This window comes from Streptomyces sp. RK9 (genome assembly GCF_045070545.1).
Lineage (GTDB): Bacteria > Actinomycetota > Actinomycetes > Streptomycetales > Streptomycetaceae > Streptomyces > Streptomyces alboflavus.
The window spans coordinates 3,765,262-3,785,892 of the sequence record NZ_CP173704.1; the positions used below are offsets into that span (position 1 = coordinate 3,765,262).

Genomic DNA, 20,631 nt, shown 5'->3' on the forward strand with positions numbered 1-20,631 from the left:
TCGGATCAGCGAGTGCCGTACGTCCCAACTGAACCCCAGGAACGTCTCGTTCCTCGCATTGACATCGGATGTATCTGCTCCTACGTTCCCCAGCGTTCCGTCAACGAACAGGAGCCCGCACATGCGTAGAAGAGTCCCCACGCTCGCTCTGCTCCTCGCCGCGGCCCTCGCCGCCACGGCCCTCCCGGCGGCCGCCGCCACGCCCGCGCCCCGCGCCCCCGCCCCGCCCGGACCCGCCGGGGGCCCCGGCACCGACCACGCCGCCGACGACCCCTTCACCGCCGACCGCACCAACTGGTTCCGCCAGGACCGCTTCGGCATGTTCATCCACTTCGGCGCGTACTCGAACCTGGAGGGCGAGTACCAGCGCCCCGACGGCACGGTCTGCCGCAACGCCGAGTGGATCCAGCGCCAGTGCAAGATCCCCAAGGACGCGTACGAGCAGCAGGCCAAGACCTTCGACCCCGCGGACTTCGACGCGAAGGCCGTGGTGAGGGCGGCCAAGGACGCGGGGATGAAGTACATCGTCATCACGTCCAAACACCACGACGGCTACGCGATGTGGCCGACGAAGGTCAACTCCTGGAACCTGCGCGACCATTCGGCGTTCGACAAGAGGCGCGACATCCTCGCCGAGCTGAAGAAGGCCGCCGACGAGGCGGGCGTCAAGCTCGGCTTCTACTACTCGATCTGGGACTGGCACGACCCGGACTTCCCCGACCCGGTGACCTTCCCGCAGTACGAGAAGCGCATGTACGCCCAGCTCAAGGAGCTGGTCGACACCTACGACCCGGCCCTCCTGTGGTTCGACGGCGAGTGGGACACCGAGGACCCGCACAACCCGTGGACCGCGAAGGACGGCGAGCGCCTGGAGTCGTACCTGCGCGGTCTCGACCCGGACCTCGTCATCAACAACCGGGTCGGCAAGCGCCGCGTCACCGACGGCGACTACGGCACCCCCGAGCAGGAGATCCCCGACGCCCCGGTGGACGGCCAGCTGTGGGAGTCCTGCATGACGCTCAACGACAACTGGGGCTTCGCCCGCTACGACCAGAACTGGAAGTCGGGCACGAGCCTCGTCCACAACCTGCTCGCCACCACGTCCCGCAGCGGCAACTACCTCCTGAACGTCGGCCCCGACGCGCGCGGCCGCATCCCCGGGCCCTCCGTCGACCGCCTCAAGGAGATGGGCACCTGGCTGCGCACGGCGGGCCAGGGCGAGGCGGTGTACGGGGCGCGCTACGGCGGCCTGGTCGAGGAGCCGAAGTGGGGCACGGTGAGCCGCAAGGGCAACAAGCTGTACGCGGCGGTCACGCGCTGGCCCGGCGCGGGCAACGCCCTGCACCTCACCGCCCGCACCGACTTCCGGGTCAAGTCGGCCCGGGTGCTCGGCAGTCGGCAGCACGTGACCGTCACCAAGGCGGGCGACGGCTACGACCTGACGCCCTCCGGCGACGCCACGAACCCGACCGCCACCGTGATCGAGCTGACCGTGGACCCCGGCCGCACGGCACGCCCCGGCAAGGGCACGGGCCTCAAGCAGGAGATCTTCGACAACGCGGAGCTGTCCGGCGCCCCGAAGGTCACCCGCACCGACCCGACGGTCAACCACGCCTGGAAGTTCGGGGGTTCACCGGACGCGTCGATCCCGTCGGACCGCTTCGGCGTCCGCTGGACGGGCTCGATCGAGCCGCGCCGCACGGAGACGTACACGCTGACGACGGTCTCCGACGACGTGGTGCGGGTCTGGATCGACGGCAGGCTCGTCATCGACTCGTGGAACCCGCACGAGCCGAAGGTCGACAAGGCGCAGGTGCCGCTGACGGCGGGCAAGCGCCACAGCATCCGCGTCGACTACGCGGAGAACACCGGTGAGGCGCACATGAAGCTGCTGTGGTCGAGCCCTAACCAGCCGCAGCAGATCGTGCCGTCGACGCAACTGCGTACTCGGTGAAGCGGCCGAGGGCGGCGAAGCCCAGCTTGCGGTAGACGGGCTCGCCCTCGGGTGACGCCTGGAGGACCGCCGTGGTGGCCCCGGCGTCGCGGGCCGCGTGCAGCGCGGCCAGCGTGATCGCGCCGCCGTGGCCGCGGCGCCGGTCGGCGGCGAGCGTCGAGATGTTGTAGATCCCGGCGACGCCCGCGTGCAGGAAGACCTCGGCCGTGCACACGGGCCGCCCGCGGACGTACCCGACGAGGTAGCGGGCCGGACAGCCGACGGCGAGTGCGCCCTCGGCGACGGCCGCGTAGAAGGCGCGGACCGTCGCGGCGGGCGGCTCCCAGTTGGCGGCGAGGATCGCGGCGTACGCGGCGAGTTCGGCGGCCGTCGTCACCGGCCGGATCTCCAGGCCCGGCGCACGGGCGGGCGGCGGGGCGGCGCCGAGGTCGAGCCACATGCCGGTCTCGGTCTCGGAGGCGGGCAGCCCGGCCGCCGCGAGCCGGTCGCCCAGGTCGGCGGGCGTGGACGCCGCGCCGACCCACCAGGAGAAGGTGCGCCCGGTGGCGGCGAGGCGTCCGACGGTCTCGGCGATGCGGGCGTCCGCCGTCTCCGGAGCGAACCGTGCGGCAGCGACGATGTTGAAGGTGTCGTCGTCGATGCCGCTGTCGGCGACGAACAGGTCACCGGCCTCGGTGACGGTGGCGCCGGGCAGCTTGCGGTGCAGATGCCCGGCGTGCGCGGCGAGGTTGTCCTCCATGGCGGCGAGGAGGTCGGTCCGCGGCGGCGGGGACCCGGCGCCCTCGTGTGCGTTCTCGCTGGTCAAAGCCGCTCCAGGGTGTTGTCCACGGTGGCGAGCAGCACGTCGCGGTCGTCCTGTACGCGGCCGAGCACGCGCAGGCCGTAGTACGTGCTCTGGACGAGCCGGGCCAGGGCACGGGCGTCGCGGTCCGCCGGGATCTCGCCCGCGCCCTGGCCCTCCTCGACGACCGCGCGCACCTCGTCCTCGACGCGCGTGAAGTTGCGCCGCACGACCCGCTTGACGTCCGCGTCGAGCCCGGCGAGCTCGATCGCCGCGTTGATGGCGAAGCAGCCGCGTCCGTCGTCCGCGTCGAGGTCGCTGTCGACGGAATGCAGCATCATCGCGCGCAGCCGGTCCTTGGCGGTGCCGGGCCCTTGGAGCCGCTCGATCTGCGCGCCGGTGACCGTCTCGTAGTAGCGGTCGAGGGCGCGCAGGTACAGCTCGCGCTTGCCGCCGAAGGTGTTGTAGAGGCTGGACGGGCCGAGGCCCGTGCTGTCGCACAGGTCGCGGGTGGACGTGCCCTCGTACCCGTGGCGCCAGAAGGTCTCCATGGCGGCGGTGATGACGCGGTCCTCGTCGAACTGTCGTGGCCTGGCCATGGGCCGGAGCCTACCGGTTTTGGAACACCTTTTCAAAACTGGTGCCGGCTGCCGGGACGGCCGGGCCGACCGCGTGCGTCACCCCCTCGGCACCCCGAGCCGTCCCCCGTTCGAGCCGCCCCGCCCACAGCGCCCCCGCGCACCCGAGCACCGCGAGCCCCGCCCCGACCCAGGCCACCGACGTGTACCCGTACCCGGCGTCGATGGTGAGGCCGCCGAGCATCGGGGCGAGGGTGTTGCCGACGTTGAACGCGGCGGTGTTGGTCGCGCCGACGAGGGTGGGCGCGTCCGGGGCGAGGGTGAACACCCGGGACTGGAGCGCCGGGTTGGTCACGTACCCCGCCATGCCGAGCAGGAAGACGAGGGCGAGCACGACGGCGATGGCCGTGTGCGCGGTGAGCGCGAGGGCCGCCGAGATCACCGCGAGCCCGCCGAGCCCCCACCCGAGCGTGCCGACGGCGTGCGCCTGCGCGGTGCGGCTGCCGACGAGCAGGCCGAGCATGCCGCCCGCCCCGAACAGCGCGAGCACGGCGGGCACCCAGCCCTCGCTCAGTCCGCTCTCGTCGGTGAGCAGGGAGGCGAGGTAGGAGAAGGTGACGATCACCGCGCCGAAGGCGAAGCCGGTGATGGCGTACGAGAGCCACAGTTGCGGCCGCCGCATGCCGCGCAGCTCGGCGCGCACGGACGGCGCCTCGCGCGCGCCCCGGCCGCCCGGCACGGCGAACACGGTCGCGGCCAGGCTGACGGCGGTCGCCGCGGCCACCGCCCAGAAGGCGGCGCGCCAGCTCGCGGACTGGCTGAGGACGGTGCCCGCGGGGACGCCGACGATGGTCGCGAGCGTCAGGCCGCCCGCGACGAGCCCGACCGCCTTGCTCTTGGCCTCGCTCGGCACGAGTGCCACGGCGGTGGCGACGGCCACGCCCCAGAACCCGGCGTACGCGAGGGCGCTGACGATCCGGGTCGCGAACAGGACGCCGTACCCCGGCGCGAGCGCGCCCACGACGTGCCCCGCGATGAACACGGCCTGGAGCAGCACGAGCGCCGTGCGGCGCGGCCAGCGCAGCGTCGCCACGGCGAGCAGTGGCGCGCCGACGACCATGCCGATGGCGAACGCCGAGATGAGCAGCCCGGCGTCGGGGATGGAGACGCCCAGGTCGTCGGACATGCCGGGGAGCAGTCCCGACAGCATGAACTCCGACGTCCCCTGGGTGAAGATGCCGAGCGCCAACACATAGACCGCGAGCGGCATGAAGGTCCCTCCTTGGTGGTGACGGGTGCGTGCGCCGATGTTTTGAATCAGTCGCTTCAAAACATCGGCGGACGGACCCTAGCACGTTCTGAAGCGAGTGCTTCAAAACGAGTCAGGGCGACGGCCGGTGCGTGTCAGGGCGATGCCGGGGTGAGTGGGGGGTACTGACGCGTGCGGCTCTGCGGGAAGGTGCTGCTAGCCCTTGTCCTCGGGCGGTTCGGTGGTGGCGCGCAGTGCTTCGGACGCGGTGCGGGCCTGGGCGGCGCGGTGGCGGTGTCCGGCCGCATCCCGGGCCCGGTGCCGTTGTCCGTGCTCGTCGGCCAGGGCGTCCTCCGTCCTGGCCAGTGCCTCGGTCGCCGCCACGGCCCGCTCGCGCAGCAGGTCCGCCCGGGCCTGCAGGGCCTTGAGCGGCACAGGGCCCTTCGCTGCCATGTCCTTGGCGCCGGCGGCCATCTCGCGGTTGATGGTGTCCTGCTCCCGCAGGTCCGCCGCGTCCGCGCGGCGCAGGGCCGCCTCGCTGCGGTTCAGGCGCTCCTGGCTGGAGGCGAGCAGTGCCTGGGACCGGCCGATCTGCTCGTACGAGCGCTTCCGGATGCTCGGAGTCGGATCGCCCGCCGCGCGCCGGCGAAGGTCCAGGCGCTTCTCGTGCGCGGCGAGCCCGTTCTGCCATGCGTCGGCGGCGGCGTCGCGCTGGTCGGCGGCGGCCTCCCGCTTGTTGGCGGCGGTTTCCCGCCTGTCGGCCGTGACTTCGCGTGCGTCGGCGGCTTTTTCCCGCTGGTCGGCGGCGGCGTCGCGTGCGTCGGCCGCCCGATGTCGCTCACCGGCACTCTGCCCGTTCGCCTCTTCGGGCTGTGCCTCGTCGTTCGTCAGGTCCGATTCGTCCAGCGGGTCGGTGCCCATGGTGCCAGTATGCCCGCCTCCGGAGCCGGTGAGGCGGGTCCGCGCCGCGACCCGTGACGAGCCCGCCGGACTCCGCAACAATGCCCACGCTCGACGAAGCGCACATCCCCACCCCCACAGGAGACCCCATGAGACTCCGCCTGATCATCGCTCAGTTACTGTGCGCCGCCCTCGCGGCCCTCGGCCTGCTCGCCGCCCCTTCCGCCACCGCCGCGCCCGCCGCCCCCACCGCGACAGCGGTCCGCGGCGGCGACGTCCTCTACTCCGCGAGCGGCCGCTGCCCGGTCGCCTTCAACGTCAGCAACGGCTCGCGCTTCTACGGAATCATGGGCGGCCACTGCGGCACGGTCGGCACCCAGTGGTACGCCGACCCCCGCCTCACCGTCCCGGTAGGCGTCACTGAGACCGTCGTCTTCCCCCGCAGCAGCTACGCCCTCGTGCGCTACACCAACACCACGCTGACCTATCCCAGCGAGATCAGGGCCGGCAGCCAGATCATCCGCATCAACCGCGCCCCGCAGCCCGTCGTCGGCCAGCAGATCTGCCGCACGGGCCCCACGACCGGCATGCACTGCGGGACCATCCAGTCCCTGAACTCCTCGATCACCTTCCCCGAGGGCACCGTGCACGGCCTCATCCGCACGAACGTCTGCGCCGAGCCCGGCGACTCGGGCGGCCCCGGCTTCGCCGGTGACGCGGCGCTCGGCATCGCCGTGGGCGGCAGCGGCAACTGCTCGTCCGGCGGCACGACGTTCTTCCAGCCGCTCCCGCCGATCCTCAGCGCGCACGGCCTCCGGGTCGGGTACGCGCGTACGTGAGGAAGTCGGCCCAGGCGGCCGGTTCCAGGGCGAGTTGGGGGCCTTGGCGGTTCTTGGAGTCGCGGATGTGGACTACGGCGGGGCCGGGGGCCACCTCGACGCAGTCGCCGGAACTTCCGCTGCTGTAACTGCTCTTGAACCATGCTGGCTCGGGAGTAGTGCTCATGGTGCTCCTCGCAGTCGCTCCAACAGGTTTGCGGAATCCTCGGGCGTGAGGGCCTGTGAGCGCAGTTTGGCATACCGCGTCTGGAGCGTACTGATCACTTTCGGGTCTGAGATGAACTGGCCCGTCTCCTGTCCCTCGCAGTATCCGAACCACTTGTTCTCTGACGTCTCCAGTAGCTGAATCGGGCCGTCGAGGCCCCCGTGAACGCCCCGTGACAGCGGCATGATCTGCACCTCGATGTTGCGGGGCGCCGCCGCCTCCAGCACGTGATCGATGAGTTCCCGTGTCACATCTGATCCGCCCGTTCGCCGCAGGAAGACGTGCTCCTCGATGATGAAGCTGAAGCCGGTGTTCGGTCGTTCGCGCAGCAGCTTCTGTCGTTCCAGGCGCGCACTCACCTGGTCCTCCAGTTCCTGGTCCGAGAGCGAGGGGACCCGGGCTCCGAACAACGTCCGCACGTAGGCCTCCGTCTGCAAGAGGCCGGGAATCAGACGGCATTCGTACGTATAGAGGTTGACCGCCTCCTGCTCCAGCTGGGCCCACCGCCGGAACCACGCGGCCAGACCCCGCTGCCGCGTCAGCTGGTTGACCACCAACCGCAACGTCCCGAACGCATCCAGCGTGGCCTCGGCCTGATCGACGAACCGTGAGGGCGGGAACCGCCGGCCCTGCTCGATGGACGCGATGAAGTGCGTCGAGTAACCGATCTCCGGGGCCAACGCCTCCTGCGTGTAACCGGCCCGCTTGCGGAAGCTCTTCAGGGCCGCGCCGAAGGCCTTGAGCCCATCGGTCGGCTCGGGCTCGTTCGTGCCAGGCGTGCTTGACGACATCACGGGTCTCCCCAGACGCTTGCGTACCGTTCCCCGCCAACGCGCCCATGCTCACGGACAGTTACCCGTACTGTCTACATTTCGCACCCGTACACTTACGCAGCGTACGAGTTCTCTGGCTCCCGCAGGACGACAGCGCAGGTCACCGCGGGTGCCGTGGCGCTTCGGGTGCGAACCCCCACGCCAGCACATACGTTCACGCAGCGCAGCAAGGCCCCGGCCGCGCGCGAGGGCGGGGCCGGGGCCGACGGAGGGTGTCTACCGGAGCTGGTGCAGCGTCCAGGCCTCGTTGGGCGAGTCGTCCTCGGGGGCGAGCCTGACCTGGGCGCCGACGTACTCGGTGCGCAGGACGAGGTCCTTGTCCGAGACGATCTGGATGCCGTACGGGGTGGGCTGGATGCGCCACGGCACGGGGGAGCCGTTCCGCACGAAGGCGCCCTCGTCGGTGTAGTTCAGGTACTGGTCGGACGGGCCGTGGGCGGGGCGGATGTGGTACTGACCCGGCAGGAGCTCACCGGCGCGCTCGATGATCCATTCCTGGACGATGGGCGGGATCAGCTCGGGCGCGGAGATGACGGGGCGGCCGTGGCTGACGGAGTGCGGGGTGGGCGTGAGAACCGTACGGAAGCCGATGTGCGCGCCGATGATGTAGATCCCGCTCGGCAGCTGAAGGTCGGACATGTACTTCCCCTTCGGTCGTCGTCGGTCGTCGGTCGTCGTACACCGGCTCACTCTCAGGGCTCGCTCCAGGGGACGGAGAGGCAAAAAGCGGCCATAGCGGCAAGTGGCTCCAAAGCGCGGTCAAATGAGCGGATTCTGCCGAGGGCCACCTGTGGCGGTGGGGATGGACGAGCCCCGCGAGCAGAACCACCAGGCACACTCACCGACGTACCCGCGCCCGACGAAGACCGGAACACCGCCCCGCACCCCACGCTTTCAAGCCCGACACTCCATCGGCCCACGGTGCGCGGCCGCAGCCCGCCCCGCGGGGGCTAACGCCCCCGCACCCGCACCCCCGCCTGAAACCGCGAGGTGGCCCCCACCGCGGCCATGAGCCCGGCCACCCGCCGCCGGTAGGTCCGCAACGACATCCCGAGCCGCCGGGCGGCGGCCTCGTCGGTGAGCCCGGCGGACAACGCCCCGAGCACCGACCGCGCCTCCGCGTCCAGCGCGGGCACCGCGGCCGCCCCGAGGCATTCGGCGACATCCTCGGCGGCCTCCCACGTGGCGTACAGGAGCGAGTGGATCCCCTCGACGACATCGGCCGCCCGCACCACCGTGTACGTGCGGGCACCCCGCGCCTCGGACCCCGCGAGAACCGCCACCCGCCGGTCGACGACGATCGCCTCCCGGGCGAGCGGAGCGGCCGAGATCCGCACCTGCGCGCCGGACGCGGCGATGGCGGCGAGCCGCCGCTCCGAGTGCGGGTCGCCGAGGGCCCGCCTGGTGTACACCTTGCGCATCGCGAGCCCGCCCTCGCTCCCCGTCCGCAGCGGCGGCCGCTTTCCGCAGGCGAAGGCGGCGTTCACCCCGCCCGACCAGGTGACGAGGTCGGCGGCGCCGCACAGGAACTCCTCGCGGGCCGACGCGAAGAGGTCACCGGCGCGCCGCACCAGTTCTTCCTCGCCCCGCAACGTGACGAAGTCGGCCGTCTCCTCGTGTGTCATGTCCCCGTGCCCCATATCCGCGTGCTCCGTGGCCCCTGTGGCCCCTGTGGCCCCTGTGCCCCTGTGCCCCTGTGGGCCCGTGCCCCGACCGGGACAGCCTCCCCGAACTGGCAACAACGTGCCACCCGCGCCCACCCGCGCCCCGGCACCCACAGGATGTGGCCATGCCGAACACGAACGACTCGCACGCCGCCACGGAAGCCACCGCCGCCACCCCCGCATCTGGCCCCGCCGTCCCCACGCGCCCCGCCTCCGCCGCCGGGACCTGGCTCCTCGGCGGTGACCTCCCCGTGCACCGCATGGGCTTCGGCGCGATGCGGCTGCCGGGCCGCACCTGGGAAGGCCCCGCGGGCGACCCCCGCACGGCCCGCGCCGTACTGCGCCGCGCCGTCGAACTCGGCGTCAACCACATCGACACGGCCGCCTTCTACTTCTACAAGGACCTCGCCGCCAACACCTTCATCCGCGAAGCCCTCCACCCCTACCCCGACGACCTGGTCATCGCCACGAAGGTCGGCCCCGACCGCGACCCGGACCACAACTGGCTCGGCGCCGCCGGGCCCGCCAAGCTCAAGGACGACGTCCACCGGAACCTGCGCGAACTCGGCGTCGACCACCTCGACCTCGTCTACCTGCGGTTCCTCGGCGAGGACGGGCCCGGCGACGGCCGCTTCGAAGCCCTCGCCGAACTCCGCGAACAGGGCCTCATCCGACACCTAGGCGTCAGCAACGCCACGCCAGCACAGCTCGCCGAGGCCCGGGCCGTCGCGCCCGTCGCCGCCGTCCAGAACAGGTTCAGCCCCGGCCACCACGACCCGGAGGCACAGGCGATGATCGCCCTCTGCGCCCGCCAGGGCATCGCCTACGTGCCGTTCTTCCCCCTCGGCGGCGCGGGCGCCCCGCACCTCGCGGGCCTGCGCGCCGTCGCCGACCGGCACGGCGTCACGGCCGCGCAGGTCACCCTCGCCTGGTCCCTGTCCGTCTCCCCGGCGATGCTCGCCATCCCCGGGACGTCGTCCCCGGCCCACCTGGAGGAGAACGTCGCGGCGGCCGCGCTGCGCCTCGACGCGGCCGACCTCGCGGAGCTGCCCGCCGACTGACGCGTCCGGCGTCCCCGTACGTGTCAGAGGCCGAGCACGCGCGGGTCCGACGCCAGCGCCCTGAAGTACTCCTTCGGGTCCTCGACCATCCTGCGCTCCTTCAGGTCGAGCAGACCGCCCAGACCGGAGACCGTCGCGGCCACCTGGCCGTCCGCCCGCACGAGGGTCTGCTCGATCCGGAACGTCTTGCGCTCACCCCACACGAACCGGCACGTCACCTCGACCTCGTCGCCCGCCCGCAGCTCGCTGCGATACCGCACCGTGTTCTCCAGAGCGACCGGGCCGACCCCCTTCCCCAGGAGATCGCTCTGGTCGATGCCGGCCGCCCGCAGGGCCGACCAGCGTGCGTGCTCCGCGTACTGCAGGTACACCGACTGGTTGAGGTGCCCCTGCGAGTCCGTCTCGTACCCGCGGACGCTGATGCCCACGGAGAACGGCTCGGGCGACGAGTGCTGCGACACGGCTTTCCCTTCTGCGACGTCTTCAACGTCTTCAACGTCTTCGACTTCAACTACTTCAACTTCAATGGATGTCATCAGGTTGAACACCAACACCCGCTCGGCGTGCGGCATTCCGGCCATCGCCGAAACTCATCCCCTCCGGGGTGACACCAGGACATACCGGCCCGTGCCGCCCGCTGTCCGCTCGCTGTGCTCGCTGACCTGCCAGCCCGCCCGCTCCAGGGCCGTCGCGCAGGCCCGGACGCCCTCCGGTGTCGGCTCGCGCACCGCCACCGCGTCCGGCTGCGGGGTCGCCGTCACGCGGTAGCCCTCGCGGCCTGGGCCCGCCGGGGTGCGGCCCGCCGCCTCCAGGGCTATCGCGGCGGCCTGCACCAGGTGGGTGCGCTCCCAGGCGCAGGGGCGGTCCCGGTCGGCGTCCGCGTTCGTCATGCGGCGCATCTCGACGAGGCCCAGCCACGCGGCACGCACCTCGCGCTGCCGGGCGGGGCCTTCCGCCACGCCTTCTGTGTCCTCGGTGTCCTCCGTGCCCGTGCGGGCCGCGAAGACGCCCGGGACCGGCTCCACCGGGGCCGTCTCCGGGACGGCCTGCTCCGGCTCCTCCCGGACGCGGTGGCCTGCCGGGGTCAGGAAGTACGCGTGCGGGGGGCGGGGGTGGCGGAAGGCCAGCTGGAGGCGCACGAGGGCGGTCAGCTGGGCCTCTGTGCCGGTCAGGCGGCCCGTGACCGGGTCGGCCCCCGCGATGACGCGGCGCTGTGCGGGTGTGGTGGGCTTGGCCATGCCCCGATAGTGCCTCGTGCCACTGACATCGGCCCGGGGCGGGCGGCCTGTGCGGGTGCTCCTGCCCGCCCCCGGTATCGGCGCTTCGCGCCTCGTCCTCAAGCGCCGGACGGGCTCTCTCCCACCCGCCCGCCCCCACTTGCACCGGCCGGGCCAGCAGCCCGGCACCTTCTGCCCTGCCGGGGGCGCCCCCGGTATCGGCGCTCCGCGCCTCGTCCTCAAGCGCCGGACGGGCTCTCTCCCACCCGCCCGCCCGAACTTGCAGCGGCCTGGCCGACAGCCCGGCACCTTCAGCCCTGCCGGGGGCACCCCCGGTATCGGCGCTCCGCGCCTCGTCCTCAAGCGCCGGACGGGCTTTCTCCCACCCGCCCGCCCCCGCCAGTGCTTCGGCTGGGCAGGAGACCGGCACCCTCAGCCCCGAAACGGGCTCACGCCGCAGCGCCTCTCCGGCCCGCCCCGGCTGTATTTCAGCCCGTCCGGCGTTTGAGGACGAGGCGCGGAGCGCCGATAGCGGGGGAGGACTGTCCCACCCGCCACGGGACGACCGGCTACGGGGTCCAGGGGCGGAGCCCCGGTTTCGGAGAAGGGGCGGGATTGGGGAGCCCCCGGCAGGGCCCGCACCGCGCTCACGGCCGCACGTTCCACGTCGCCAGGACCGGCCGGCCGTGTTCGTAGCTGAGGCGGCTCACGGTGCCCGTGGCGAGTTGGAAGTGGGCGCCCGCCGCAGGGGGGAAGCCGAGGCGGCGGGCGGTGAGGACGCGGAGGAAGTGGCCGTGGGCGAAGAGGACGACGCTGCCCTCGGTGTTGGCGAGGGCAGCGTCGACCTTCGCCAGCATCCGGTCGGCCCGCTCGCCGACTTGGGCGGGGGTCTCGCCGGGATGCTCGACGGGCCCGGGCGCGACCCCGTCCGTGAAGAGGAACCAGTCGGGACGGCTGTGGTGGATCTCGACGGTGGTGACGCCCTCGTACGCGCCGTAGTCCCACTCGGAGAGATCGGGGTCCACACGAGCATCGGCGAACCCCGCCAGCTCGGCCGTCTCACGCGCGCGCACGCGCGGGCTCGTGAAGGCCGCGTCAACGCGGTACTTGCCGAGGAGCGGCGCGACGGCCCGCGCCTGGGCCCGCCCGTTCTCGGTGAGAGGGATGTCCGACCAGCTGGTGTGCTGCCCTGACATGGACCATTCGGTCTCGCCGTGACGTACGAGGAGAAGATCACCCATGGCGTTGACGGTCCTGTTCCGGTCGGCGAATTGTCAGCCCAGCGTATGTATACGAAGCGCGGACGCATGGGGGTACCCGCCTTGGGATAGCGATGTGCCCAGGCCATCCCCCATTGAAGTCGAAGGGTGTTCATCGTGCATCCGGCTCAGAAGTTCGGCGAAAACCCCGTCGAAGTACGGGAAACCGGCCACTACACCGAGGAGTACGTACCCAGCTTCGTGGAGAAATGGGACTCGCTCATAGACTGGGAGAGGAGGGCGCAGAGCGAAGGAGACTTCTTCATCGATCTGCTGCGCAAACGCGGCGTGAAGAGCGTGCTCGACGTCGCGACCGGCACCGGCTTCCACTCCGTGCAGCTGCTCGCCGCCGGGTTCGAGACGGTCAGCGCGGACGGCAGCGCGGAGATGCTGTCGGCGGCCTTCTCCAACGGCATGAAGGACGGCCACGTGATGCGGGTCGTCCAGGCGGACTGGCGCTGGCTCAACCGGGACGTGCACGGGGCGTACGACGCCATCGTGTGCCTCGGCAACTCCTTCACCCACCTGTTCTCGGAGCGCGACCGCCGCAGGGCGCTCGCCGAGTTCTACGCGATGCTCAAGCACGACGGCATCCTCGTCCTCGACCAGCGCAACTACGACGCGATCCTCGACGACGGCTACACCAGCAAGCACACGTACTACTACTGCGGCGAAGACGTGTCCGTGGAGCCCGAGTACGTCGACGAGGGCCTCGTGCGGATGCGGTACAGCTTCCCGGACGACTCCGTCTACCACCTCAACATGTTCCCGCTGCGCAAGGACTACACCCGGCGGCTCATGTCGGAGGTGGGGTTCCAGAACATCGAGACGTACGGGGACTTCCAGCACACCTACCGGGGCGAGCAGCCCGACTTCTTCGTGCACGTCGCGGAGAAGGAGTACCGCGCGGACGACGAGCAGGACGAGCGGTACAGCGGCGCGGTCGGCGTCGCCCGCAGCTACTACAACTCCACCGACGCGGACAACTTCTACGCCCGCGTGTGGGGCGGCGAGGACATCCACATCGGCCTGTACGACCACTCCGGCGAGCCCATCGCCGACGCCAGCCGCCGCACCGTCGAGCGGATGGCGGGCAAGCTCGGCCTCACCGAGGAGTCCGTGGTCCTCGACCTGGGCTCCGGCTACGGCGGCTCCGCGCGGTACCTGGCGTCGACGTACGGCTGCCGCGTGCTCGCCCTCAACCTCAGCGAGGTGGAGAACCAGCGCCACAAGGAGCTCAACCACTCCCGTGGTCTCTCCGGCCTGATCGAGGTCGTCGACGGGTCCTTCGAGGACATCCCCTACCCGGACGACCAGGTCGACGTGGTGTGGTCGCAGGACGCCTTCCTGCACAGCGGCAACCGCGTGCGGGTCCTGGAGGAGATCTCCCGGGTGCTCAGGCCCGGCGGGCAGCTCATCTTCACCGACCCGATGGCCGTCGACGACTGTCCGCCCGGTGTCCTGCAGCCGATCCTCGACCGCATCCACCTCGACGACATGGGCTCACCCGGCTTCTACGCGCGCGAGCTCGCCCGGCTCGGGTTCACCGCGTCGCCGGGCGGGTTCGAGGAGCACCGCGAGCAACTGATCACGCACTACGCGCGCGTCCTCGAGGAGACCGAGCGCCAGGAGGCGGAAGGGCTGGCCGCCCAGGTCAGTCACGACTACCTCACGCAGATGAAGATCGGCCTCGCCCGCTGGGTCGCCGCCGGGCGCGACGGGCACATCACGTGGGGCATCCAGCATTTCAGGAACGGTGCGTAGTTCCCGGATCCCGTAGTTCCCGTAGTTCCCGTAGTTCCCGGATCGCGTAGGTCCGGGTGGCAGGGCGGGGCTGGGCCGGAGCAGCGGAGCAGCGCCGACAGGCCTCGGTGCTCCGGCCCGCCCGCCCTCACCGGGGCCGCAGCTCGCGCCCCCCGAACGCCCCCGAGCCGTCCGCCTGCTTCCACCACGACTCCAGGCCCGCCTGGTCCAGATCGCGCCAGCGCGGGGTCCGCTCGACCAGTGCCCGGCCGAGCCGCCGCCCCAGGTCGACCATCGTGCGGCCCGCCACCGTGCGGTCGGTGTCGTACGACTCCAGGGCCTCCGGCCAGGTCGTCGCCGTGGCGATGGCGGACTCCAGGACCGTGGCGTCCTGCAGCGCCTTCACCGCGCCCGCGCCGGTGTGCGGCCGCGCGACCGTGGCCGCGTCGCCCGCGAGGAGCACCCGGTCCAGGGCGTAGCGTGGCGCCGTGAAGTCGTACATGGGCTGGAGGAACAGCTCCTCGGGCCGGGTCGCGCGGACCACGGCGCCCCAGTACGGCGGCAGGAGCGCGTCGGCCACGTGCGCGAGGTGGGCGCCGAGCGCGTCGGTGAGGCCGCCGGGCGGCAGGCTCGTGGGGCTGGTGAAGCCCAGGTCGGCGTCCAGGCCCGGGGGCGGCGCGGTGTACAGGACCCAGTTGACGCGGTGGCCGCCGACGCCGTCCGGGATCCGGTAGATGATCACGTGCCCGCCGTCGAAGACCGCGTACACGCAGTCCTCCTCGTCCCACAGGTGCGCGTCGGCGAGGCGCCCGGCGGGGTAGGCGCCGCGCCAGGCCAGATAGCCGGCGTACTCGGCGCGCAGGCCCGGGTGGGCGGCGGCGCGCACCACGGAGCGGTAGCCGTCCGCGCCCACCACGACGTCGAACCGCTCGGTGCCCTCGGCCGTGTCCACCTCGGCGCCGACCGCCCCGGTGCGCACGGCCGCCACCGACGTGGCGGTGCGGAACTCCACGGACTCGGGCACCCGGCGCCGCAACTCGCCCCACAGCGGGCCCCAGTTGTAGGTGCGGAAGGGGAAGGGCATCGTGCCGATCGGGTGCCCGAGCGGGCCCGACGCCCGCTCGTCCCGTACGTACCAGCGGCGTCTGACCAGCTGCACCCAGGGCATGTCGGCGTCCATGTACCCGGCCGACTCCAGTTCCGCGTACCGGGAGTTGTGCACGGCGAGGCCCACGCCCCGCTCCGCGAGGCGGCCGCCCGCCCGCTCGTACACCGTGATCTCGTCCGCTCCGCCACGGTGCGCCGCAAGGGCCATGGCGCACCCCGCGACGCTGCCGCCGACGACGGCGACCCTGCCTGAATGCATCATCGCGCCATCCTGGCAGGGAGGGTGACGTTCTGTCATGAGCGCCTGTCAGTGCGTGGTCGGCGCGTCCGGGTGCGGGCCGAGCGATACGCCCCGGCCTGCGAAGAACGGCTCGAATTGAGACATGGGCAGCTCGGCCGTGCGGGTGCGCGCGTCGATGCCCGAGGGGTTGTGGAAGTGCAGTGCGCCGTCCGCCGTGCGCCCCGTGATGAGGACCAGATGCCCGCCCCTGCCCGGCGCGGGCCGCTCCGGGCGCCGGATCTCGAAGTGCGCGGACACCATCACCGTGCGCCCCGCGTCCAGGAGCGCCGGGATCTCGTCGAGCGCGAGATGGCGGTGCACGGTCGCCTCCACGCCGTGCACGTCGCGTACGTACTCGGCGAACGGCGCGTAGATCAGCCCCCGGATCGTGCCGTCGGCGTCCTCCGTGTACCCGCCGTACTTCAGCGCGCCGTCGCGCAGCTCGAACAGCGACGGCGCGTCCTGGCCGAGCGCCATCCGCAGGCAGGTGATGCCGCACAGGTGCTTGCACCAGCGTCCGTAGTCCGCGAGCGTGGCGGCGCCCGACGTCCGCCAGGCGGGGTCGTCCGTGGCGTCGTGACCCTCGTACACGATCTTGGCGACCAGGTCCGGCGAGGCGAACTGGACGAGGGACGTTGTGCGGCAGGTGGTGCAGAGGGTCATCGGCAGGCTCCTCCTGGGGGCTGCTCGCTACTGGCGGTAGCCGCTCAGGAAGCGGCCGATGCGGCTGATCGCCGCGTCCAGATCGTCAGCGTACGGGAGGGTGAGGATGCGGAAGTGGTCGGGACGCGGCCAGTTGAAGCCGGTGCCCTGGACCACCTGGATCTTCTCCTGGAGCAGCAGGTCCAGGACGAACTTCTCGTCGTCGTGGATCTTGTGCACCTTCGGGTCAAGGCGGGCGAAGGCGTAGAGCGCGCCGCGCGGCTTCACGCAGGAGACGCCCGGGATCTCGTTCAGCTTCTGCCAGGCCCGGTCGCGCTGTTCGTACAGCCTGCCGCCGGGCGCGGTCAGGTCGTGGATGGACTGGCGGCCGCCGAGGGCCGCCTGGATCGCGTACTGCGCGGGGGCGTTGGGGCACAGGCGCATGGAGGCCAGCATCGTCAGGCCCTCCAGGTAGTTCCGCGCGTGCTGCTTGGGGCCCGTCACCACCAGCCAGCCGGAGCGGAAGCCCGCGACCCGGTACGTCTTGGAGAGGCCGCAGAAGGTCAGGACCACCAGGTCCGGGGCCAGGGCGGCGACGCTGTGGTGCACCGCGTCGTCGTACAGGATCTGGTCGTAGATCTCGTCGGCGAAGACCATCAGGCCGTGGCGGCGGGCCAGGTCGAGCATGCCTTGGAGGATCTCGCGCGGATAGACCGCGCCCGTCGGGTTGTTCGGGTTGATGATCACCAGGGCCTTGGTGCGGTCGGTGATCTTCGACGCCAGGTCGTCGAGGTCCGGGTACCAGTCGGCCTGCTCGTCGCACAGGTAGTGCACGGCCTTGCCCCCGGAGAGGGTCGTCACGGCCGTCCACAGCGGGAAGTCCGGTGCGGGGACGAGGACTTCGTCGCCGTCCTCCAGGAGTGCCTGTACGGCCATCGTCACCAGCTCGGACACGCCGTTGCCGAGGAAGACGTCGTCCACGTCGATGTCGTCCAGGCCGAGCGCCTGGTAGCGCTGGACCACGGCGCGGCGCGCGGAGAGGACGCCGCGCGAGTCCGTGTAGCCGTGCGCGCCCGGCAGCATCCGGATCATGTCCTGGACGATCTCCTCGGGCGCCTCGAAGCCGAAGAGCGCGGGGTTGCCGGTGTTCAGGCGCAGGACGCTGTGGCCCGCCTCCTCCAGGGCGTTGGCGTGCTCGATGACCGGGCCCCGGATCTCGTAACAGACCTCGCTGAGCTTGCTCGACTGCCGGAACTCCATGTGCTGTGCCTCCCGTGGCGTGCGTTACTTGGTTTTACCAAGCTGCCGCTTGGAAAGTCCAACAACTTGTCTAGACTGCGACGCATGCCACCTCGATCACGCCGAAGCTACGACCAGTACTGTGCCGCCGCCCGCGCGCTCGACGCCGTCGGCGACCGCTGGACCCTGCTGATCGTCCGCGAACTGCTCGCCGGGCCCCGGCGGTACACCGATCTGCACGCCGATCTGCCCGGCGTCAGCACGGATGTGCTCGCCTCGCGGCTCAAGGACATGGAGCAGGGCGGGATCGCCTCGCGGCGGCGGATGGCCGCGCCCGTTTCCGCGTACGTCTACGAACTCACCCCGCGCGGACGGGCGTTGCTGCCCGTCCTTGCGGCGCTCGGGGAGTGGGGGGCCTTCGACCTCGGTGAGCGCGCCCCCACCGACGCGGTGCGTGCGCACTGGTTCGCCCTGCCGCTGCGGGGGCGGTTGGAGGCGCTCGGTGGGCACGGGGTCGTTCAAGTGCGGCTTGAGGAAGGGGAGTTCCTGCTGCGGCTCGGGGACGTGGCCGAGGGGCGGGCCGTGTACGCCGATGGGGGTGGGGAGGGCGAGGCTGACGCGCGGGTCGTACTGGGGGCGGATGTGTGTGTTGCCCTTGCGCGGGGCGAGTTGGCGTGGGGGGACGCGGTGCGGGGTGGGGATGTGGTGGTGGAGGGGGGAGGGGTGTTGGCGAAGGTGTTGCGGGAGGGGTGAGGTGGGGTGCCCTCGCGGGGGCGCCCCAGTCCCACCCCTTCCCGAAACCATGGGCTTCGCCCCTGGGACCCGGGGGTGGGTGTTCCCGTCGGGTGAGACGGGGGCGCCCCCGAATCGGCGCTTCGCGCCTCGTCCTCAAACGCCGGACGGGCTGAAAACCCTCAGGCAACCGGTGGGCTGAAAACCCTCAGGCGGCCGGTGGGCTGAAAACCCTCAGGCGGCCGATGGGGGCCTTCCGGTGCCCCGCGTCAACGCGTAGCCGCCGATTCCCGCCAGCGCCGCGAGCACTCCGCCCGCGCCCGTCCAGATCCAGCGGTCCGTCCACCAGCCCGACGCCCAGCCGTCCTCCGGTTCCGCCGTCGACAGGGACGCTCGGGAACTGGAGTCGCCGGTGTCGTCGGAGTCGACCGAGGCGCCCGGCACCAAGGGCTTCGCCAGGGAGCCGTCCACCGCCGCCGCGCCGCCGATGTCCTTCGACGCCACTTCGACCTCGGCGGTGACGGGGGAGCCCAGGTCGGCCGTCCTCAGGCCCGTCGCCGTGAGGCGGATGTAGTACGTGCCCGGGAGGGGGTCGTTGGACCAGGGGTCCGACCAGGCGCGGACCGGGCGCAGGACGCAGGCCAGGTCGACCGTCGCCGCGTCCGCGGGCCTCGACTGCATGCCGTACATGCAGGACTGACGGCGCCTCAGGCCGTCGTACACGTCGACGCGCCACCGGGCCTCGGCCCTGCGCGCCGCGTCGGGGAGCTTCACCGTCGCCTTGACGGTGGGGCGCTGGCCCGCGTCGGCCGGGAACGACCAGTACAGGTAGTCGCCGGTCGACGCGCTCGCCGTGGCCCGGTGGCCCTGCTCGATCTCCGTGGCCGTGCGGAAGGACGTGCCCGCGTCGGCCTTGCCCTTGTCGTCATCGCCGGAGGCGGCGAGCGCCGGGGCGGCGCTGAGGAGCGCGGCCAGGCCCGCGAGGCCCGCGGCCGCCACCAGACGGGTCTTCAGCAGACGGGTCTTCAGCAGACGTGTCGTACGCATCAGCTAGTCCTCCAGACAGCGACGCGCCACCGCGCCACCCAGCCCCACACCAAGCCGCCGACGAAGCCGGTCAGCACCAGCGCGCCCAGCAGCCACCAGCCGCGGCCGAGCCCGAACGCCGCCACGTCGGAGGCGTCGTGCGGGGCGTCCACGAGGTCCACGGCCAGCTCGACGGGCAGGCCGGGCTTTCCCTTGGCGGCCGCCGCCTCGCCGGACGCGGGCGCGTAGGAGTGGGACACCTGGAGGCACACCGACTCGGCCTCGTCGGCGTCGTCGGAGTCCTGCTCCGGCTTCGGGTAGCGCAGGCCCGTCGAGATCGCGTCCGTGCGTCCGTCGCCCGCCTCCGAGCCGCGTACGATCTCGCGGCCGTGCTTGGTGACGGCCCGCATCAGCACGCCGTAGTCGTTGGTCACGGCCCGGTCGGCCGCCACGCTCACCGAGGCGCGCAGCTCCTGCCCCGGCTCGACGTCCACGCGGTACCAGCGGTGCTCGCCGAACCCGGTGCGGTCGGTGTACAGGCCGGGCTTGAGCTGCGGTGCGGCAGAGCACCGGTCGGCGCCCTCGACCGCCACGGGCGTGACGACGGGGTCGGCCGCCCGGTCCACCAACTGGCCGACCCGGTCGGTGAGTTCGTCGGTGTGCCGGATGGAGGTGTACGTACCGCCGGTGGCCTCGGCGATGCAGCTCAGCTGCGCGCGCATCTTGGTGTTCGGGACCAGGCCGAGCGTGTCGATGGTGAGGTGGATGCCCTTGGCGGCGATGTCCCGCGCCACCTCGCACGGGTCCAGGGGCTGGCAGGTGTCCTCGCCGTCGCTGATGAGGACGATGCGGCGCGAGCCCTCGCCGCCCTTCAGGTCGTCGGCGGCCTTCAGGAGGGCCGGGCCGATCGGGGTCCAGCCGGTGGGCGCGAGCGTGGCGACCGCCGTCTTGGCGTCCCTGCGGTCCAGGGGGCCCACCGGGTAGAGCTGCTCGGTGTCCTTGCAGCCCGTCTTGCGGTCGTTCCCGCGGTAGTTGGCGCCGAGGGTGCGGATGCCGAGCTCGACGTCCTCGGGGGTGGCGTCGAGCACCTCGTTGAACGCCTGCTTCGCCGCGGCCATGCGGCTCTTGCCGTCGATGTCGCGGGCCCGCATCGACCCGCTCGCGTCGAGCAGCAACTCGACCTTCGGGACGGGCCCGGACCCGCCGTCCGCGCCGTCCGGTTCGTCGTCCGCGAACGCGGACGTGGGCGAGAGCCCCATGCTCAGGGCCGCGAACAGGGCACAGAGGCCCGCCGCGAACCGCTTTCCAGTGATCATCGGAGG

General features: G+C 71.9%; 21 protein-coding genes. 5 read left to right on the top strand and 16 right to left on the bottom strand.

What is annotated here, in order from left to right; translation table 11 throughout:
- The first annotated feature begins 121 nt into the window (after positions 1 to 121).
- On the top strand, positions 122 to 1,954 hold the full coding sequence (locus tag AB6L24_RS36480; RefSeq protein ID WP_405662695.1) for an alpha-L-fucosidase: 1,833 nt from the start codon (positions 122 to 124) through the stop codon (positions 1,952 to 1,954).
- Here the strand turns inward: AB6L24_RS36480 and AB6L24_RS36485 are convergent.
- The 4 genes from AB6L24_RS36485 to AB6L24_RS36500 all read right to left on the bottom strand — a co-directional run bounded on the left by AB6L24_RS36485 (position 1,905) and on the right by AB6L24_RS36500 (position 5,483).
- Positions 1,905 to 2,693 carry a GNAT family N-acetyltransferase gene (locus tag AB6L24_RS36485; RefSeq protein ID WP_405663588.1) on the bottom strand — a complete coding sequence of 263 codons (789 nt, stop codon included), beginning with the start codon at positions 2,691 to 2,693 and terminating at the stop codon, positions 1,905 to 1,907. The genes AB6L24_RS36480 and AB6L24_RS36485 overlap by 50 nt on opposite strands.
- 62 nt (positions 2,694 to 2,755) lie before the next feature.
- A complete protein-coding gene (locus AB6L24_RS36490) occupies positions 2,756 to 3,334 on the bottom strand; it encodes a TetR/AcrR family transcriptional regulator (RefSeq protein ID WP_405662697.1) in 579 nt (192 codons plus the stop codon).
- A gap of 10 nt (positions 3,335 to 3,344) precedes the next feature.
- Positions 3,345 to 4,583 carry a Cmx/CmrA family chloramphenicol efflux MFS transporter gene (locus AB6L24_RS36495; RefSeq protein ID WP_405662699.1) on the bottom strand — a complete coding sequence of 413 codons (1,239 nt, stop codon included), beginning with the start codon at positions 4,581 to 4,583 and terminating at the stop codon, positions 3,345 to 3,347.
- A 195-nt stretch (positions 4,584 to 4,778) separates the two neighbouring features.
- Complete coding sequence (locus AB6L24_RS36500) at positions 4,779 to 5,483, bottom strand: hypothetical protein (RefSeq protein ID WP_405662700.1); 705 nt, start codon at positions 5,481 to 5,483, stop codon at positions 4,779 to 4,781.
- A 128-nt stretch (positions 5,484 to 5,611) separates the two neighbouring features.
- Between AB6L24_RS36500 and AB6L24_RS36505 the strand changes: the two genes are divergently transcribed.
- On the top strand, positions 5,612 to 6,301 hold the full coding sequence (locus AB6L24_RS36505; protein ID WP_405662702.1) for a S1 family peptidase: 690 nt from the start codon (positions 5,612 to 5,614) through the stop codon (positions 6,299 to 6,301).
- Here the strand turns inward: AB6L24_RS36505 and AB6L24_RS36510 are convergent.
- The 4 genes from AB6L24_RS36510 to AB6L24_RS36525 form a co-directional block, all read right to left on the bottom strand.
- On the bottom strand, positions 6,261 to 6,467 hold the full coding sequence (locus AB6L24_RS36510) for a DUF397 domain-containing protein (RefSeq protein WP_405662704.1): 207 nt from the start codon (positions 6,465 to 6,467) through the stop codon (positions 6,261 to 6,263). The two genes, AB6L24_RS36505 and AB6L24_RS36510, sit on opposite strands and share 41 nt — an antisense overlap.
- Positions 6,464 to 7,297 (bottom strand): Scr1 family TA system antitoxin-like transcriptional regulator, encoded by an 834-nt coding sequence (locus tag AB6L24_RS36515; protein WP_405662706.1) that lies wholly within the window; start codon positions 7,295 to 7,297, stop codon positions 6,464 to 6,466. The genes AB6L24_RS36510 and AB6L24_RS36515 overlap by 4 nt, the downstream gene beginning before the upstream one ends.
- Positions 7,298 to 7,555: 258 nt before the next feature.
- The gene (locus AB6L24_RS36520) at positions 7,556 to 7,978 is read right to left on the bottom strand and encodes an RICIN domain-containing protein (protein WP_405662708.1); all 423 of its coding nucleotides are present in this window, start codon (positions 7,976 to 7,978) and stop codon (positions 7,556 to 7,558) included.
- 311 nt (positions 7,979 to 8,289) lie between these two features.
- Positions 8,290 to 8,964 (bottom strand): DNA-binding response regulator, encoded by a 675-nt coding sequence (locus AB6L24_RS36525; protein ID WP_405662710.1) that lies wholly within the window; start codon positions 8,962 to 8,964, stop codon positions 8,290 to 8,292.
- Positions 8,965 to 9,128: 164 nt separating this feature from the next.
- Here AB6L24_RS36525 and AB6L24_RS36530 point away from each other — a divergent pair, with 164 nt between their 5' ends.
- On the top strand, positions 9,129 to 10,064 hold the full coding sequence (locus AB6L24_RS36530) for an oxidoreductase (RefSeq protein WP_405662712.1): 936 nt from the start codon (positions 9,129 to 9,131) through the stop codon (positions 10,062 to 10,064).
- 23 nt (positions 10,065 to 10,087) lie between these two features.
- Here the strand turns inward: AB6L24_RS36530 and AB6L24_RS36535 are convergent, their stop codons facing one another.
- The 3 genes from AB6L24_RS36535 to AB6L24_RS36545 form a co-directional block, all read right to left on the bottom strand.
- Positions 10,088 to 10,525: an acyl-CoA thioesterase gene (locus AB6L24_RS36535; protein WP_405662713.1), complete on the bottom strand. Its 438-nt coding sequence runs from the start codon at positions 10,523 to 10,525 to the stop codon at positions 10,088 to 10,090.
- Positions 10,526 to 10,654: 129 nt separating this feature from the next.
- Positions 10,655 to 11,302: a hypothetical protein gene (locus AB6L24_RS36540; RefSeq protein WP_405662715.1), complete on the bottom strand. Its 648-nt coding sequence runs from the start codon at positions 11,300 to 11,302 to the stop codon at positions 10,655 to 10,657.
- A 626-nt stretch (positions 11,303 to 11,928) separates the two neighbouring features.
- A complete protein-coding gene (locus AB6L24_RS36545) occupies positions 11,929 to 12,522 on the bottom strand; it encodes a histidine phosphatase family protein (RefSeq protein WP_405662717.1) in 594 nt (197 codons plus the stop codon).
- A 135-nt stretch (positions 12,523 to 12,657) separates the two neighbouring features.
- Between AB6L24_RS36545 and AB6L24_RS36550 the strand changes: the two genes are divergently transcribed.
- Complete coding sequence (locus AB6L24_RS36550) at positions 12,658 to 14,304, top strand: methyltransferase domain-containing protein (protein WP_405662719.1); 1,647 nt, start codon at positions 12,658 to 12,660, stop codon at positions 14,302 to 14,304.
- 127 nt (positions 14,305 to 14,431) lie between these two features.
- On the opposite strand, the gene AB6L24_RS36555 is transcribed toward AB6L24_RS36550, so the two are convergent.
- The 3 genes from AB6L24_RS36555 to AB6L24_RS36565 are packed head-to-tail and all read right to left on the bottom strand — an operon-like array spanning position 14,432 to position 17,572.
- Positions 14,432 to 15,649: an FAD-dependent monooxygenase gene (locus AB6L24_RS36555; protein ID WP_405663591.1), complete on the bottom strand. Its 1,218-nt coding sequence runs from the start codon at positions 15,647 to 15,649 to the stop codon at positions 14,432 to 14,434.
- Between the two features lie 48 nt (positions 15,650 to 15,697).
- Positions 15,698 to 16,333: a peptidase gene (locus AB6L24_RS36560; protein ID WP_405662722.1), complete on the bottom strand. Its 636-nt coding sequence runs from the start codon at positions 16,331 to 16,333 to the stop codon at positions 15,698 to 15,700.
- Positions 16,334 to 16,360: 27 nt separating this feature from the next.
- The gene (locus AB6L24_RS36565; protein ID WP_405662725.1) at positions 16,361 to 17,572 is read right to left on the bottom strand and encodes a pyridoxal phosphate-dependent aminotransferase; all 1,212 of its coding nucleotides are present in this window, start codon (positions 17,570 to 17,572) and stop codon (positions 16,361 to 16,363) included.
- 84 nt (positions 17,573 to 17,656) lie between these two features.
- Here AB6L24_RS36565 and AB6L24_RS36570 point away from each other — a divergent pair, with 84 nt between their 5' ends.
- Positions 17,657 to 18,304 carry a winged helix-turn-helix transcriptional regulator gene (locus tag AB6L24_RS36570; RefSeq protein ID WP_405662728.1) on the top strand — a complete coding sequence of 216 codons (648 nt, stop codon included), beginning with the start codon at positions 17,657 to 17,659 and terminating at the stop codon, positions 18,302 to 18,304.
- Between the two features lie 213 nt (positions 18,305 to 18,517).
- Here AB6L24_RS36570 and AB6L24_RS36575 read toward each other — a convergent pair whose 3' ends face one another.
- Both AB6L24_RS36575 and AB6L24_RS36580 read right to left on the bottom strand, forming a co-directional pair.
- Positions 18,518 to 19,330 carry a hypothetical protein gene (locus tag AB6L24_RS36575; protein ID WP_405662730.1) on the bottom strand — a complete coding sequence of 271 codons (813 nt, stop codon included), beginning with the start codon at positions 19,328 to 19,330 and terminating at the stop codon, positions 18,518 to 18,520.
- Positions 19,330 to 20,625, bottom strand: coding sequence for a VWA domain-containing protein (locus AB6L24_RS36580; RefSeq protein ID WP_405662733.1), 1,296 nt, complete (start codon positions 20,623 to 20,625; stop codon positions 19,330 to 19,332). The genes AB6L24_RS36575 and AB6L24_RS36580 overlap by 1 nt, the downstream gene beginning before the upstream one ends.
- Positions 20,626 to 20,631 lie beyond the last annotated feature (6 nt).